This is a genomic window from Corynebacterium sp. HMSC064E08 (assembly GCF_001811805.1).
Taxonomy (GTDB): Bacteria; Actinomycetota; Actinomycetes; order Mycobacteriales; family Mycobacteriaceae; genus Corynebacterium; species Corynebacterium jeikeium_D.
Map to the genome: position 1 here is coordinate 629,081 of NZ_KV806700.1, position 15,441 is coordinate 644,521.

The following is a 15,441-nucleotide window of genomic DNA, read 5'->3' on the forward strand; positions in this document are numbered from 1 at the left end:
ACTTGGCCTACGCAGTCGCCTTCTCAGCGGCGGCGAGCAGCACACAGGTAGCGACACCATCCATAGCAACCTCGAGCTCTTCCATCGGAGGCAGCGACGGTGCCAGGCGAATGTTGCGGTCATTCGGATCCTGCTTCAGCGGGAAAGAAGAACCAGAACCGGTCAGCGCAATACCGGCCTCCTTAGCCAGCTCCACCACGCGACGAGCAGTGCCATCAACCACGTCGAGGTTGATGAAGTAACCGCCAGCCGGCTTCGACCACTCTGCCACGCCGTACTCCGTCAGGCGCTCATCTAGAATCTGCAGAACCTTCTCAAACTTCGGAGCCAGCGAACCTGCGTGACGGCGCATCTGCTCGCGCACGCCCTCCGCGTCACCGAAGAACTTGGCGTGAGCCAGCTGGTTGACCTTGTTCGGGCCAATGCCGCGGATACCAGCGTGCTTGAGGTAATCCTCCAAGTTGGCGTCCGAGGAAGCGTAGAAAGCAATGCCAGCGCCTGCGAAGGTGATCTTCGAAGTCGAGCCGAAAGCCCACACGCGGTTCGGGTTACCGGCCTCTTCCGCCCACTTAATGACGTTGTGAATCTCCGGGAACTCATCCGTCAGCGTGTGAACCATGTAGGCGTTATCCCACATCAGACGGAAATCCGGAGCGGCGGTCTCCATTTCAACCAGACGGCGGCAGACCTCAGCGCTGTAGGTCACACCCGTCGGGTTGGAGAACATCGGGACATTCCACATGCCCTTAATCTGCGGGTCGGAGGCAACCAGCTTCTCCACGACATCCATATCCGGACCGTCTTCGTTCAACGGCACCTGGATCATCTCAATGCCGAAGTGCTGCGTAATGGAAAAGTGCCGGTCATACCCCGGAACCGGGCACAGCCACTTCAGCACCGGCTCCTCGTTCCACGGGCGCTCCGAGTCGACGTTGCCGAACTGCATGGCCCACGAAATCAGGTCAAACTGGATGTTCAGGCTGGAAGCATCCTGTGCCAGGACGTTTTCCACCGGCAGATCCAGCAGTTCCGCCCAGATAGCGCGGATATCAGTAATGCCCTTGGCGTTGCCGTAATTGCGGACATCCTCCCCAGAAGCCGAAATGTAATCCGGCGCCGGGAGACCCAGCAGGGCGTTTGCGAAATCAAGCTGCTCCGACGACGGCTTACCACGAGTCAAATTCAGTGCGAGGTTACGGGACTTCAGTTCCTCATATGCCTTCGCAAACTCATCCTTGTGTGCCGCCAACTGCTGAACATCGAAGGAATCCACGGCCATGGTGTACGCACCCTCCCAGGTATCGGACATAAGTTAAAACCTGACAAAACTGGCACGGAAAACTTTTTCCCCGCGCCGCATCCGGCTTTGCAACCAAGTGTAAGGCATACCCCGGATTGGGATTTCTACAACTTCCCCGACAGCGCATCCAGACGCTGCTTACTCGGCCCCTCCAAGCCGATAATTTCTACCTCTTTGCCCCGGTCAGCAAACTTGACCCGCACGGAATCTAACGCCGCCACCGTGGAGGCATCCCAAATCTCAGCCTCCGACATATCAATGACAATCCGCTGCGCAGGATCGGTGTAGTCGAACTGGTACACCAAGTCGTTACTGGAGGCGAAGAACAACTGCCCCCGCACCTTGTACGTCCGGGAGTGGGCGCTGGGGTCGTCGTCAAGCATTTCAATCCTGACCAGGTGAGCGACACGGCGCGCGAACATCAGCGACGCCACGACCACGCCCGAAATCACGCCGATGGCGAGGTTATCCGTCGCCAGCGTAGCGATGACCGTCACCAGCATCACCGCCGTCTCCGAACGCGGCATCAGGCGCAACGTCCGCGGGGAGATCGAGCGCCAATCGACCGTGTCCACCGACACCACGACCATCACCGCAACCAGCGCCGCCATCGGAATCACTCCAACTGCAGAACTGAGCAGAAGGACCAGAATGAGCAGGAAGACACCGGAAAAGAGCGTCGTCAAGCGAGTGCGTCCCGACGATTCCTTCACACCCACCATCGTCTGACCGATCATCGCGCAGCCAGCGATGCCGCCGAAGAAACCGCCCGCGATGTTCGCCACGCCCAGCCCCCACGTCTCACGGGTCTTGTCCGAATGTGTGTCGGTGATGTCGTCCACGAGCTTCGCCGTCATCAGCGATTCCATGATGCCGACAATCGCCACGCCCACCGAATACGGCGCAATCAGCTGCAGAGTCTCCCAGGTCAGGGGCACATTCGGGATCAGCAGCTGCGGGAGGGATTCCGGGAGCTCGCCCATATCGCTCACGTTCGGCACGCGCCAATCCGCCAACACCGCAACAAGCGTGACGACGAGCACCGTTACCAGCGGAGCCGGAATCGCGGTGAACACGCGGGGCAGGAACACCATAATCGCAATACCCAGAGCGACCAGCGGATACACTAACCAGGGCACATCGATGAGATGCTCGAGCTGCGCAGTGAAAATGAGGATACCCAGCGCGTTAACAAAACCAATCATGACCGCGCGCGGAATGAAACGCTGCAGCTTAGCGATACCCAGCGCCGCAAAAGCAATCTGCAACACACCCGCGAGCAGCACCGTTGGAATGAGGTAATCCATCCCGTACGTCCGCGACAACGGCGCGACGACGAGCGCAACCGAACCAGCGGCAGCAGTAATCATGGCCGGGCGGCCACCCGTAAAGGCAATCACAATGGCCATAATCACCGAGCTAAACAGCCCCACCGCCGGGTCCACGCCCGCCAGGATGGAAAACGAGATGACCTCGGGGATTAGCGCGAACGACACCGCAGCACCGGCCAGCAGCTCGGTGCGCAGGCGCTTCGGTGAAGAAACTGCGAACCGGAAGGAGTCCCACACGCCCATTGGCGCTGGGGTTTCTCGGGTTTCTGGTGGTCCTGGAGTTTCTAGCGGTTCTCGTGTTGTCTGTGGTGGCACTCGCGTGTCGTCTGCATCGCTCATGCACAGTATTCTTCCAGACCAGCGAACGCGACCACTTGTGGCCAAGGTATTCACCTATCGATGCGCTGCAGCGTGGCCATAAGTGAATAGCTCATCGATAGGTGAAATGGCCTGGCCAATTTCGCGGGGATAAGTGCCGAAAAAACATCGATAGGTCACAGGAAACCGCCGACAAGTGCCCGAAACCTAGCCATAAGTGCCAGAAGAACGCCGGGGATAAAAAAAGGGGACCCCACGCACCCGTCAGAGCTCGCTGACCCTTGCTGCATTCCTGCCCTGGGGGAGTTCACGAGATGGACGCCACATGGGATCCGTGAAGACAGCCTACTACAGGCCCACGCAAAAAGTCACACTGCTAGTGCTCGCCGCACCGTTCAGCGAAGAACTGCCACACTAATCAGCGCGCTGCCACCACGGATTCGTCACCAGTTTCGTGACAGCATTCATGACAGCATTCATGACAGTTCCCCGCCTCCCCGCGGGTTAAGTAAAGAAAAGTGTGTCCGCATGCCACCATAACCCCAGACCACACACCACAAATCACCAAAGAATAGCTCCCCGAAAGCTATTACCCACACCATCCCGCACCTCCGGCCACATTTGTGCTAACCGCACACCGGTTGGATTAAAGGATGACCACCAACCGCCCCAGCTGCCCACTATGCGGCAACAACACAAAGAAAAACGGCACCACCAGCAAATCAACCACCCGTTGGCGCTGCACCCACTGCGGACACTCCTTTACCCGCAACACCCAAACCCACAACAAAAACACCGCCACCATGGCTTTGTTCATCCAATGGGCCACCGGCACCCAATCTCTAACCACCTTCGCCGCACACCATGGCGTAACCAGGCAAACCATGCACCACCGATTCCGATGGTGCTGGTGGATCATCCCCACACCCACCATCGACTCATTCCGCATCCATGACCAAATCTTCCTCGACGCGACCTATCTAAAGTCCGGATGCCTCCTGATCGCAGCCAGTAAAACCCACGTCATCAACTGGACCTGGGCCAGACACGAAACCACCGCCGCCTACACCGAACTCCTACGCCCCATTGCCGCACCACTAATCGCAGTCACAGACGGCGGACAAGGTGCCCAATCAGCCATCCACCACTGCTGGCCAACAACACGCATCCAACGCTGCCTCGTCCACGCCCAACGAACAGTCCGCCGCCACACCACCAGCAACCCCCGCACCGATGCCGGCAAAACCCTCTACCGCCTAGCCCTGAAACTCACTCGCATCACCGACCTTGACCAAGCATCCACATGGGTCGCCCACCTGCACGAATTCGACCACACCTACCGGGAATGGATGAACGAGAAAACCACCATCAAAGACCCTGCTACCGGCGCCTACACCAAGGTCTACACCCACCAACGCGTCCGAGCGGCCTATCAATCATTGCTATCTCTGCACCGCAGAGACCTGCTGTTTACCTACCTGCACCCCCACCAACAACCATCGACCCCGACAACCTTGCAGCAACAACAAACAGCCTCGAAGGTGGCATCAACGCCCCCATAAAAGAACTAGCCCGCAGACACCGCGGACTATCACTACCGCATCAACGCACAGTGATGGATTGGTGGCTGTATCTACATACAGAAGTCCCTGACGATCCGGTCAAGATCGCCAGGGACCAACGATGGGGTCAAGACGCACTTTCCACAGCAACAGACCTGATCACCCACAACACCACAGCCACTACCAATGACATCGGTGCACCAGCAGAATACGACACCGCCATCGACACCAGCTACCAACACAACCTCGGCATCCAAAAAGGCTGGATCAAATAACCGCAACACGCCCGGAAAAGACACACTTTTCTTTACTTAACCCCTCCCCGCAGCCCCCGGCATATACTGCAAATCCACTCACCTGCATAAATACAAGAAAACCCCCGGCGTAAACCGGGGGTTTTCACTCTGCGGAGGATGTGGGATTTGAACCCACGAGGGATGTGACTCCCGCACGCGTTCCAGGCGTGTGACATAGGCCGCTAGTCGAATCCTCCAACGTCGTTAAAGACTACCCAACAAACCTCATTTTCCCAAAACGCGCCCCCTACCTGGGAAAACGAGGCATTTAAGCGACACTTCCGCGCAACCGGTGCCACCAACAGCAACCAACTCCGGTTGCCGGTTGCCGGTTGCCGGTTGCCGGCTGCCGACTGCTGTTTCGCCCCCACTCCCGGAATTTTTCCGGGAGTTACTTAGCCAGCCGAGCAATCGCCGCCGAGGCCTCCTCCAGCTTGGCGTCCAACTCCTCCGGGCCACCCTCAGCCGCATGCACCACACAGTGATGAAGGTGAGCATCCAGAAGAGTTAACGCCAACGACTTCAACGCCGAATTCACCGCCGAAATCTGGGTCAAAACATCAATACAGTACTCTTCGTTCTCAATCATCCGACCAATGCCACGAACCTGCCCCTCAATGCGACGGATACGGGATTCATAACGCCGCTTCTCCGCGAGGTAACCGGGATCAGTGGTGTCATGGCAGCAAGAATCGTCGTCAAGCGAATGCGATTGCGACGAACAACAAGACTCACTCATGAGTTACTCCTTTTTGAATAGCTGGTTGACTCGGAGAAAAACCGCGCAGACGCAGACTGTTGCCGACCACAAAAACCGACGAAAACGCCATCGCAGCGCCAGCCAACATCGGATTCAACAACCCCAGCGCGGCGACAGGAATTGCCAAAACGTTGTAGAAAAACGCCCAAAAAAGATTCGAACGAATCGTGCGGAGCGTCCGGCGTGACAACCGCAGCGCATCCGCAGCCGCCAACAAATCACCACGCACCAGCGTGATATCCGCAGCCTCCATCGCCACATCGGTGCCCGTGCCCATCGCCATGCCCAAATCCGCCTGCGCAAGAGCCGCAGCATCATTGATGCCATCGCCGACCATCGCCACACACGCGCCGCCAGCCTGCAACTTCTCAATCGTCGCGACCTTATCCTCCGGCATCACTCCCGAAATCACATCCTCGCGAGCAATACCGACCTCATCTGCGACCCGAAACGCCGGGCCGGCGGCGTCGCCGGTCAGCAGAATCGGCCGCACCCCCCACTCCCGGAATTTCGCGACCGCAGCCGCCGACGTCGGCTTCACCGAATCCGACACCTCCAACGTGCCCAGGAGCTCGCCGTCGCGGCGCACCGCAACCACCGTCCCCCCACTCCCGGAATTTTCCCCGGAGCGGCCGACCTCGATGCGGTGGCCACCCACGGTGCCTTCAACCCCCACTCCCGGAATATCCCGGAAATCCGAAACCGGGAGTAGAGAATCCGGATCCGCCGCACGCACAATAGCCTGCGCAATCGGGTGGTGCGACGCCGCCTCCACCGAAGCGGCAAGCGGCAGCAGATTTTCGGGAGTGGGAGGGACCTCCGTCAGCTCCATCACACCCGTAGTCACCGTGCCGGTCTTATCCAGCACAACCGTGTCGACCTTCCGCGCCGACTCCAGCACCTCCGGGCCACGCAGCAGCACACCAACCTTGGCACCTTCACTCGTGCCGACCAGGAGCGCTGTGGGCGTCGCTAAGCCAAGCGCACACGGGCACGCGATGATGAGCACGGCGACCGCAGCCGTGACCGCCTCACTCGCGCCGTGCCCCGTAAACAACCACGCGCCCAGCGTGACCGCGGCGATCGCGATGACGGCGGGCACGAACACTCCCGAAACCCGATCCGCCAGCCGCTGCACCGGCGCCTTACCCGTCTGCGCCGCCTCGACCATCGCCGCCATCTGCGCCAACTGCGTCTCCGAGCCCACGCGCGTCGCCCGCACGAGCAGCCGCCCTGACGTATTGATCGTCGCCCCCGTCACCTCATCGCCAGGGCCGACCTCGACAGGCATCGGTTCGCCGGTCAGCATCGACGCATCCACCGCCGACGCGCCCTCCACGACAACGCCGTCCGTCGCGATCTTCTCACCAGGCCTAACGACGAACACCACTCCCGGACGGAGCTGTTCCACGGGCAGCCGCTTCTCCACTCCCGAACTTTCGAGAACGGAGACATCCTTGGCGCCAAGCTTCATCAACTCCCGGAGTGCCTGACCGGCGTTGCGCTTGGAGCGCTTCTCGAAGTAACGACCAATCAGCACAAACATGATGATGCCGGCCATCGCCTCGAGGTAGATGTTCATATCGGCATCACCAGGAGTGACCGTGAAGTGGAACTCGTGCTTGAGCCCCGGCAGCCCGGCACGCCCGAAGAACAACGCCCACACACTCCAGAGGAACGAAGCGGTCGTCCCCATAGTGATCAGCGTGTCCATGGTGACCTCGCCATGACGCAGATTCTTCAGTGTCGCGCGGTGGAATGGCCAGCCGGCCCACACAAAGACCGGCGCCGAGAGCGTGAGACACAGCCACTGCCAATTAGTGAACTGGAGGGCAGGGATCATCGACATTGCGATGACGGGAGCGGTGAGGATGACAGCGCCGATGACTCGGTTGCGCAGGTCTTCCAGCTCCCGGTCTTTCCCTTCGGGAGCAGCACCCGGTTCTTGTTCGGGCTCCTCCTGCGGAAGCTCAGCGGTGTACCCCGCTGCCACGATTGTGTCGATCAGTTGCTGCGGGTTGATGTCCGCCGGCGCCTCCACATGCGCCTTCTCGGTCGCATAGTTCACGCTCGCGTTAACGCCATCAAGTTTGTTCAGCTTGCGTTGGATACGGTTTGCGCACGACGCACACGTCATCCCGCCGACGGGGATATCAAGGGTGAGAAGTTGCTGCTCAGACATCCGCTTTCCTCTTTGGGGGTTTAGTTTGCGACCGCCTTGTAGCCAGCTTCATCCACTGCTGCGATTACGGCAGCGGTGTCAATGTCTGCATTCGAGGTCACGGAAAGGAAATTCCGGGAGCGGTCAACCTGGACATCAGTGATTCCCGGGAGTTCAGAGACTTCCTCCCGCACCGATGCCTCGCAGTGTCCGCATGTCATGCCAGTAACAGTAAAAGTTTGATTAGCCATACCCCAAAGTATACCCCCTACGGGTATATCTGTAAAGCTATTCGCGCTGACGGTAGCCCGAGTAGGCCCGCCCCGCGAGAGCTGTCGGGAAGGCAAGGTTGAATTCGGGCGGCGCGTGCGGAGACGGCGGGTGGCGGTAGACCGCGCCGGAGCCGTCGTCACGCTCGAGGTGCCCGTTGAGGCCTTGCCTGTCGTCATCGTTGGCGGCGTTGTGTTCTTTGCAGGTCATGACCATGTTTTCCATAGTCGTGGCGCCGCCGTTTTTCCTGGCGACCAGGTGATGGGCCTGCCCGGCATGGGCGGGGCGCGGGCACCCGGGCCACGCGCAGATGGGGTTGTCGAGGATCATCGCGATGCGCTGTTCCTCCGTCGCCAGGCGCGGGTTGTGTATCGGGAGTAGGTCGGTCGGAGTGTTGTGCTCGTCGTAGACCAGCACCCAGCCGGTGTCCGCGAGCAATGCCTCGACGAATTGTCCGGGAGTGAGGACGGAGCCGTTGGAGGTCGACGCAAACCGCGGGCTGTACTCCACGATGTCTTGCGCGGTTACGATGAGCGCGGGCTGGTAACGGAGCTTGTCGACGTCGTCAAGCGGCCCCTCCGACCCGTGCGCCAAGCGTTCCGCCAGCGCTTGACCGACGCACCGATCCCGGGTGTAATCCTCGTGCGCTTTGGCGATTTCAGCTGCGCGCACGGTCAGCGGCGCGACCAGGTCGTCAATCATGTTCGCCGGACCAGTGACCTGCAGATGCTTCATCCCGCGGATGTCCGGATTCCGGGAGACGTGGGCGCGCAGGTGCTGCGGCGGCTCGTCGGTGCGGTTGAGCTCCTTGACCTTGGTGCGCATATAGGTGTCGAGGCCCTCGAAGTCGTAGGCCGCGGCAGCGCGGGTGAAGTCCAGGCGGTAGTACTCCCGGATTTCGACGTTGTTGAGCTGCCCGGAGCGCTTGTCGATCTGCATCACCGTGTCCAGCGACAGCTTCAGCTCCCGGGCGATCGCGACGGCTTTGTCGCGGGATTCGACATCCATATCGCCCTCGACCGTGCCGAACAGCCGCTCGGCACAGCGCAGCAGGCGCTTGAGGCGGAAGGGGTCGAAGCCGATGCTGGCTGCCAACTCCCGGTGCCCGGTGGATTTTTCCGGGAGTGCGGCGCGCAGGTCGGCGAGCACGTCAATCCCCCGTGTCGCCAGCGCGCTGAGCAGTCCCAATGTCGTCATGGGGCTAAGGCTAGTTTCCGGGAGTGGGCGGCTTCAATCGCTTTTTGGCGTTGTCCACAGCCGTCGTAAAGCATGCACAATCTGCACAAACGGGCTTGACGACGCACTCCCGAAAGTGCCCTACCGGAACGCAACCTCTCCCACCGGCCGACGCAACTTCCGGGAGTGGAGGGTGTCGGGAGCGGTGGCCATGTCCTCGCACGCGCGCACGGCGGCCATGAGGTGCTCCTCCTTGGAGGATTGGTAGAACTCGCGGGCAGATTTCGGGAGTTTGGGTTTGTCGTGCAGTGGCATGTCGGAGACGCTGAGCAGCGCGCCGTAGGGCACGCGGAAGCGGTAGCCGTTGGCGGCGATGGTGGCGGATTCCATTTCGACGCCGATGGCGGTGGATTTCTGCAGCTCCCGGTAGAGGTCGGTCTGGGAGCGCCACTCCCAGTTGCGATCGGAGGTCGACAGCACGGTGCCGGTGCGCAGGCGCTTTTTCAGTTCGTCGCCGGAAAGCCCGGAGACGCGGGCGAGCGCGTTGGTGACGGCGAGCTGGATTTCCGCAATTGGCGGGATGGGTTTTTCCAGGGGCACGTAGTTGTCGAGGACTCCGTCGGCGCGGTCGTAGCCGTTGGCGAGAATCATGTCGCCGATGCGCATGCGGCCGTCGAGACCGGCGCAGTGTCCGACCATCATCCAGCAGTGCGGGCGCGTGACGGCGAGGCAGTCGGTGATGGTTTTGGCATTCGAGGGGCCGACGCCGATGTCGATGATGGTGATGCCGCATTGGTCGTCGCGAAGCAGGTGGTACGCCGGCATCTGCGAGGCGTGCGCGTGCTGACGGCAAATTCCGGGAGTGGGGATGGCGCCGATGTCGTAGCGCTGCCCACCCGGGCACGCCAGCGCCGTGTACCCGTGCGGATTTCCGGGAGTGAGGGTGGCGGCGTATTCGAGGAACACGTCCGTGTGCAGCTGGTAGTTGGTAAATAGCACGAAGCGCTGGATGTTTGCGGCGTGCGACCCGGTGTAGTGCTCGAGGCGCTGGAGGGCGAGGTCGATGCGCTGGGCGGTAAAGAGGCTCAAAGGCTTGATGAGAAGGCCCAGGTAGTCGGCTTCGCCGTCGGCGATGGTGTCGTCGATGCTGGCGGAGTCGATGGGGGTAAACGTCTTCTCCACTGCCGCCAGCATGCTTGCCGACGCCCCTTCCCTCCCCGCCGCTTCCTCGGCGGCCGCATCGAAGCCGCGGCACATCCGGAGTGGGATGGGCTGGTCGGAGACGCGCACCTCGACTTCGCCGCCGTGGTTGGCGAGCAGGTCGGTGATTTGCTCGATGAGGTAGGTGCGGAACATCACCGGGCGGGTGATGGTGGTGGCATACACTCCCGGACGGTCGACGAAGCCGTGTGACAGGGAGGGGTCGACATCCTCGACGGCGCTGCCGGCTGGAACGGTGAAGCGTAGTTCGGGGTAGTAGGCGCGCACCGGCCCACTCCCGGAATTTCCTTCGGTGGCGGCGGTGTACTGCTCGACTAGGTAGGCCATCCCTGCCCGGTGGATTTCGGTGAGCCGGTCGACGGCTGCGGCGGCGTCGGTGTAGAAGTCGCCTTCGCCTTCGGTGGGCCAGAACGGGGGTGTTGCGGAGTCTCGTACCTGCATAGCCCAAGGCTAGGCGGAGAGGTTCCCGCGCGCATCCGCGCCGCGCTCATCACGCCAGGCACGCGCACGAAACCAGCAGCTCAGTGCCGGCTCCACACTCCTTCGCGGCTGCGGCGGACCTCAAAGACCTGGTGCACGTGGTAGCCGCCGATGGTGGGGATGGTGAGGAAGTGGCGACCGTCGTCAAGCTCGTGCCAGAGGATGCGGCCGTAGCGCACGCCGTCGCGGACGTGGGCGCTGAGGTAGTCGGCGCGTTGTTGGCCGCGGAGGGTGGCGTAGAAGGCGGGGTCGACGGGGAGTTGGACGAGATTCCGGGAGTGGGGGTCGATGTCGACTTCTTGCAGTCGGATGGCGACGGGTCGGCCGTCGACGAGAAGGTCAGCGGTGTGACGGCTGAGGTGGATGATGTGGACGTCGCTTATTGAGGTGTGCATTTGGCGCTCCTATTCGCTCTTCCCCGCAGGCGGTCTGTGGGGCTGATCTTCCTTTGGGGCACCGGGTCCGCGAATCGGGCGGTTGCCTATCGACGCTGTCAAAGGCCATTTCTCGTCGATATCTTGTGATCGTGCCGCCCACCCTAACACCAACTAGACAGCTTTGTCTACCATCTCCCGCACGCTTTACGACGAGGCCCCCACCTCCCCCTCCCGGAAGCTACCCCTTCCCCGTCAGCACCAGGACCACCAGCGCCACGTTGAGCGCGATGATGAGCCCGCAGATAACCCACGCGACCCGGCGCAGTAGTGGGGTGTTGGCCCAGATGCCCATCTCGGCACGCGAGGAGGTCATGCGCACCAGCGGGACCAGCGCAAACGGGATGCCAATCGACAGCACCACCTGACTGAGCACCAGCGCCCACGTCGGCTCCACGCCGCTGGCGATAATGAGCAGCGCCGGAATGATGGTGACTATTCGGCGCACCAGCAACGGCACGTGCACCTTCAGCAGGTCGCGCATAATCAGGTCACCGGCGTAGCAACCGACAGAGGACGATGCCAGCCCGGAGGCCAACAACCCAACGCCGAAGAGCACGCCCACCACGGGGCCAAGCACGCTGGTCACGGCAGCGTGAGCGCCTTCGATGGAGTCAGTCCCCTCCACTCCCGGAAGTGCTTCGGCCGCGAGACACAGCATGCCGATATTCACCGACCCAGCCAGCACGAGGGCACCGAAGACATCGATACGCGTGGCCCGTAGGTGCTGGCGCAGCGAGGAGTCATCTTCCACCTTGTACTCGCGGTCGCGCACCAGCCCGGAGTGCAGGTAGACCGCATGCGGCATCACGGTCGCACCCAGCATGGATGCCGCCAGCACCACGGTGTGCGCGCCTTGGAAGCGTGGCAGAATTCCGCTGGCCATCTCCCCGAGACTCAGGCCCGTGACAAACAGCCCGGCCAGGAACCCCACCGTAATGACCAGCAGGAACGCCACAATCACGCCCTCAAAAGTGCGTTGCGAACGCCCACCCTGAAGCAACAACAGCCCCAGCGAGACCACGCCAACAATGACACCGCCAAGCAGCATCGGCGTCCCAAAGAGCAGGTACAGCGCCGTGGCGCCACCAATAATTTCCGCCACATCCGTCGCTGCCGCCACAATCTCGGCCTGCACCCAGTACGCCAGCCGCCCCGGCCGGTTCGAACCGAAGCGGTCGGCGACACCTTCGGTCAGCGACCGCCCCGTCACCAGGCCGTACTTCGCCGACAGGTACTGCACAACCATCGCCATGAGGTTGGACACCACCAACACCCACAGCAGCAGATACCCATAGCTCGCGCCCGCGGACAGGTTCGCAGCCACATTTCCGGGGTCCACGTAGGCAATCGCCGCCACAAAAGCAGGCCCCAGCAGACTCATCATGGGCTTGCGGTTTTTCTCGCTTGATGACGTCACTTGCGACCCTTGTGCCCCTGAATCATTCACCCGGCCATTATTTCACGGCCTCGACACTAAATCTTCAATCAGCCCAAAATTTGGGCAGCCATGGTGCCACCGAGATTTACCAGGCGGTCGGAGATGTCGTCGTCAAGCGAACCGACGAACACGACGGGTTCGGCCGCAAGCTCCCACTTGTAGCCGGTCGTGATGGTTTTCATGGCGTTTTCCGCGCCGGTGGTGTCGAAGCCGCCGCGGATCCAGTAGGAAAATGGCAGCCCCTTGGTAACTTCCTGTGCCTCCCGGAAGGTGGTGTCGAAGAAGTGCTTGAGCGCGCCGGAGATGTAGCCGAAGTTGGCGGAGGTACCGAGCAGGATGGCGTCGGCGCTGGTCAGGTCGTCAATGGTGGCGTCGAGAGCCTCGACAACCTTGACATCCACGCCCTCTAGCGCGGGATCGTTGGCGCCCTCGAGCGCGTGACTTAAGACCTCCTGCAGGAGCGGGGTCGGGGAATGGTGGACGACTAGAAGAGTAGGCATGTCCCGAGGGTATCGGCAGTGATAGGGTAAGCGCAGGTTTCAGCAACAATCCAATGTTTATCAATTCGAGTAAACGTGGCGTCCAGTAAGAAAGCCTCAAATTCGTACTGAACTAGGGGGCAATCGAAGAACGGAAAAATAGATGGAACCATACATCGGAATTGCAGTTTTTGAGTTAACAAAGCAAAGAGATTCAACCTCGGCGAATGAGAGCTTCTTCCGTGAGGACTTATACATTGTCTTTGCCGATTCTGATAGCGCCGCATACGCGCAGGTCGAAGCATTAGCCCACGAAAATGAATTAGCCCCAGAAGATCCTTCCCACTCGGGAGGATCTGTCACGTTGCGCCACATCGTCGATGTCGCCCCCGCTCTTTACGGTCGCGTCGATACAGACATCGACATCTATTCTCGCCACTTCGCATCCCTCGAGGATTACAAACGCTTCGAAATGAAATTAGGTGGCAAAGATCCTCTAGCGGAATCCTAAGACCCATATCATGAACCGCTCCCGCAATTTTGCAGTTGCTGCACTTCTCTTAGCCTTGACCTGCTACATTGGACTGTTTTTCGTCAGCACTGCGCTCTCCGATGCCTGGACAATCCCCCTCGCCGTCGGAGTCTTCGGATTCGGCCTGGTTAGCTTTCTTGCAGCACTGAAGGCCCGGGCAAACGGTTTGACAATCGTGGCGGCACTAGTTGCATTCGCACTCTTGCCCCTAACGTATGTACTAGCCGTAGTTCTCGGCAGCCCCTAGAAAATCACCTGTTCGCGAGGAATTTCCAGACCCGCACGCAGGGCTTCCGGGAGGTCAGCGATGGAGTCGAGCTCTACGCTCCCGCCGCCATCGCTAGCATCACCGCCACCGCTCAGCGAATCCAGAATCCACCGCTGCGCTGCATCCACCGACACCTCGCCGAGAGTCACGTCGCCATCGCGCTTGGACAGTCGCCGCCCTTCAGAGTTCACCACCAGCGGAACGTGCACGAACGAAGGTGCGGTGTGACCGAGCAATCCGGCTAAGTACGCCTGCCGCGGGGCCGAGGACATCAGGTCATCGCCACGCACAACCTCGGTGACACCCTGCTCGGCATCATCGACGACGACCGCCAGGTTGTAGGCCCACATGCCATCGGCACGCTGGAGGACAAAGTCATCGATCGGAGCGGCAATCTCGCCATACAGCTCATCGGTCGCGGCCCCCTCACTCACCTGCGATTTCAGGCGTATCGACGGCCTTCTCCCCGCCGCCGCAAATTCGGCCTTTTTCGCGGAGAGGTGCTCGTCGTCAAGCGAACGGCACGTGCCGGGATACTGCCCTGGCACGCCATGCGGCGCGGAGGAGGCGGCGAGGATTTCACGGCGCGTGCAGAAGCAGGGATAAGTCAGGCCGCGTTGCGTGAGGTCGGCGAGCGCGGATTCATACAGGTCAGAGCGTTCTGACTGGCGGACCGGGGCGCCATCCCAGTCTATGCCGATGGCCTCGAGATCGGCGAGCTGCTGCGCCTCATACTCGGGGCGGGAGCGCTGGCGGTCGATATCTTCGATACGCACGATGAAGCGACCGCCCTGCGCGCGGGCGTGCGCCCAGGCGAGAACCGCGGTGCGCAGGTTTCCCAGGTGCAGCCGACCGGTCGGCGAAGGGGCGTAGCGGCCGGTGGGTAAAGTGGAATTAGTCAACCGTTGGGAACTGGTCACAGGAATATGTTAGCGAGACCCCAAGATGATAGTTGAAATCTTGGGGAAAGATCTCCGGTTGAATAATTCAAATCATCTTGGAGGAAATTCATCTATTACTCGAAAGGCATTCATGACCTCTCAATAAAATCAAGGGTTAATGTATGCGTGACTTTTTGTAAGCGGATCTTTTAGAGGAGAACAATGTCATCACGTTTGCGCGTAAATTGGCTAGCATCGATTTCCATTATCGGACTAGTCGTGAGCCTCCTCTGTCTCCTGGGCATCGCAAATGGGATGTACACATTGAGCAAACTAGCTAACCAGACTGCCGTTATGAGTACAGCAGCTATTACGGCAAAGACAGATCGCGCGCTGCTCTACTGCTTAATCGCTCTTGCCAGCCTGATTGTAAGCTGTTTTACATTTATTGTTAACGGAATGCGCAGTAAGCGTGGAGCTAAGAAAACAAATAATTAAACCCGCTCATCCTCTAACTCCTGCGGACTCAAA

The 15,441-nt window shown here is 60.5% G+C and carries 13 protein-coding genes, 1 tRNA gene, 1 other RNA gene, 1 pseudogene and 1 riboswitch; of the genes and pseudogenes, 4 read left to right on the forward strand and 12 right to left on the reverse strand.

Features of this window, described 5'->3' with window-relative positions; genetic code table 11:
• Positions 1–7: 7 nt before the first annotated feature.
• From HMPREF2820_RS08410 to ffs, 3 genes are all read right to left on the reverse strand, one after another.
• A complete protein-coding gene (locus HMPREF2820_RS08410) occupies positions 8–1,279 on the reverse strand; it encodes an aspartate aminotransferase type Ic (protein ID WP_187400622.1) in 1,272 nt (423 codons plus the stop codon).
• Between the two features lie 125 nt (positions 1,280–1,404).
• The gene (locus HMPREF2820_RS08415; protein ID WP_070603627.1) at positions 1,405–2,874 is read right to left on the reverse strand and encodes a SulP family inorganic anion transporter; all 1,470 of its coding nucleotides are present in this window, start codon (positions 2,872–2,874) and stop codon (positions 1,405–1,407) included.
• A 317-nt stretch (positions 2,875–3,191) separates the two neighbouring features.
• Positions 3,192–3,286: signal recognition particle sRNA small type (ffs, locus tag HMPREF2820_RS08420), an RNA gene on the reverse strand.
• 316 nt (positions 3,287–3,602) lie between these two features.
• Between ffs and HMPREF2820_RS08425 the strand changes: the two are divergent.
• Positions 3,603–4,786 (forward strand): annotated as a pseudogene (locus HMPREF2820_RS08425) (IS256-like element IS3503 family transposase).
• Positions 4,787–4,918: 132 nt separating this feature from the next.
• On the opposite strand, the gene HMPREF2820_RS08430 reads toward HMPREF2820_RS08425, so the two are convergent.
• The 6 genes from HMPREF2820_RS08430 to HMPREF2820_RS08455 form a co-directional block, all read right to left on the reverse strand.
• A tRNA-Ser gene (locus HMPREF2820_RS08430) sits at positions 4,919–5,004 on the reverse strand.
• 194 nt (positions 5,005–5,198) lie between these two features.
• Complete coding sequence (locus tag HMPREF2820_RS08435; RefSeq protein WP_016421867.1) at positions 5,199–5,546, reverse strand: metal-sensitive transcriptional regulator; 348 nt, start codon at positions 5,544–5,546, stop codon at positions 5,199–5,201.
• Complete coding sequence (locus HMPREF2820_RS08440) at positions 5,539–7,749, reverse strand: heavy metal translocating P-type ATPase (RefSeq protein ID WP_070603628.1); 2,211 nt, start codon at positions 7,747–7,749, stop codon at positions 5,539–5,541. Before HMPREF2820_RS08440 ends, HMPREF2820_RS08435 begins: the two co-directional genes overlap by 8 nt.
• Before the next feature lie 20 nt (positions 7,750–7,769).
• Positions 7,770–7,979, reverse strand: coding sequence for a heavy-metal-associated domain-containing protein (locus HMPREF2820_RS08445; protein WP_070603629.1), 210 nt, complete (start codon positions 7,977–7,979; stop codon positions 7,770–7,772).
• A 37-nt stretch (positions 7,980–8,016) separates the two neighbouring features.
• On the reverse strand, positions 8,017–9,195 hold the full coding sequence (locus tag HMPREF2820_RS08450) for an HNH endonuclease signature motif containing protein (protein WP_070603630.1): 1,179 nt from the start codon (positions 9,193–9,195) through the stop codon (positions 8,017–8,019).
• Positions 9,196–9,315: 120 nt separating this feature from the next.
• Positions 9,316–10,836, reverse strand: a complete 1,521-nt coding sequence (locus HMPREF2820_RS08455) for an AMP nucleosidase (protein WP_070603631.1) — start codon at positions 10,834–10,836, stop codon at positions 9,316–9,318.
• Positions 10,837–10,919: 83 nt separating this feature from the next.
• Here HMPREF2820_RS08455 and HMPREF2820_RS10975 point away from each other — a divergent pair, with 83 nt between their 5' ends.
• Entirely contained in the window at positions 10,920–11,261 is a 342-nt protein-coding gene (locus HMPREF2820_RS10975) for a hypothetical protein (protein WP_070603632.1), read from the forward strand.
• A gap of 19 nt (positions 11,262–11,280) precedes the next feature.
• Positions 11,281–11,401: riboswitch (SAM riboswitch) on the reverse strand.
• Between the two features lie 89 nt (positions 11,402–11,490).
• Here HMPREF2820_RS10975 and HMPREF2820_RS08465 read toward each other — a convergent pair.
• Entirely contained in the window at positions 11,491–12,729 is a 1,239-nt protein-coding gene (locus HMPREF2820_RS08465) for an Nramp family divalent metal transporter (RefSeq protein WP_070603633.1), read from the reverse strand.
• A gap of 68 nt (positions 12,730–12,797) precedes the next feature.
• Entirely contained in the window at positions 12,798–13,250 is a 453-nt protein-coding gene (locus tag HMPREF2820_RS08470) for a flavodoxin family protein (protein WP_016421860.1), read from the reverse strand.
• A 142-nt stretch (positions 13,251–13,392) separates the two neighbouring features.
• Here HMPREF2820_RS08470 and HMPREF2820_RS08475 point away from each other — a divergent pair, with 142 nt between their 5' ends.
• Positions 13,393–13,740 carry a DUF4288 domain-containing protein gene (locus HMPREF2820_RS08475; protein ID WP_016421859.1) on the forward strand — a complete coding sequence of 116 codons (348 nt, stop codon included), beginning with the start codon at positions 13,393–13,395 and terminating at the stop codon, positions 13,738–13,740.
• A gap of 264 nt (positions 13,741–14,004) precedes the next feature.
• Here HMPREF2820_RS08475 and gluQRS read toward each other — a convergent pair whose 3' ends face one another.
• The gene (gene gluQRS, locus HMPREF2820_RS08485; protein ID WP_016421857.1) at positions 14,005–14,949 is read right to left on the reverse strand and encodes a tRNA glutamyl-Q(34) synthetase GluQRS; all 945 of its coding nucleotides are present in this window, start codon (positions 14,947–14,949) and stop codon (positions 14,005–14,007) included.
• 315 nt (positions 14,950–15,264) lie between these two features.
• On the opposite strand from gluQRS, the gene HMPREF2820_RS10740 reads away from it, so the two are divergent.
• Complete coding sequence (locus HMPREF2820_RS10740) at positions 15,265–15,408, forward strand: hypothetical protein (protein ID WP_224783815.1); 144 nt, start codon at positions 15,265–15,267, stop codon at positions 15,406–15,408.
• Positions 15,409–15,441: the final 33 nt, after the last annotated feature.

Bases quoted from the DNA above. Each gene is read 5' to 3' on its own strand.
- HMPREF2820_RS08440 (WP_070603628.1), bottom strand. From the start codon at position 7,749: ATGTCTGAGCAGCAACTTCTCACCCTTGATATCCCCGTCGGCGGGATG.
- HMPREF2820_RS08475 (WP_016421859.1), top strand. From the start codon at position 13,393: ATGGAACCATACATCGGAATTGCAGTTTTTGAGTTAACAAAGCAAAGA.
- HMPREF2820_RS08415 (WP_070603627.1), bottom strand. From the start codon at position 2,874: ATGGGCGTGTGGGACTCCTTCCGGTTCGCAGTTTCTTCACCGAAGCGC.
- HMPREF2820_RS08455 (WP_070603631.1), bottom strand. From the start codon at position 10,836: ATGCAGGTACGAGACTCCGCAACACCCCCGTTCTGGCCCACCGAAGGC.
- HMPREF2820_RS08470 (WP_016421860.1), bottom strand. From the start codon at position 13,250: ATGCCTACTCTTCTAGTCGTCCACCATTCCCCGACCCCGCTCCTGCAG.
- HMPREF2820_RS08450 (WP_070603630.1), bottom strand. From the start codon at position 9,195: ATGACGACATTGGGACTGCTCAGCGCGCTGGCGACACGGGGGATTGAC.
- HMPREF2820_RS10740 (WP_224783815.1), top strand. From the start codon at position 15,265: ATGAGTACAGCAGCTATTACGGCAAAGACAGATCGCGCGCTGCTCTAC.
- HMPREF2820_RS08410 (WP_187400622.1), bottom strand. From the start codon at position 1,279: ATGGCCGTGGATTCCTTCGATGTTCAGCAGTTGGCGGCACACAAGGAT.
- HMPREF2820_RS08445 (WP_070603629.1), bottom strand. From the start codon at position 7,979: ATGGCTAATCAAACTTTTACTGTTACTGGCATGACATGCGGACACTGC.
- HMPREF2820_RS08435 (WP_016421867.1), bottom strand. From the start codon at position 5,546: ATGAGTGAGTCTTGTTGTTCGTCGCAATCGCATTCGCTTGACGACGAT.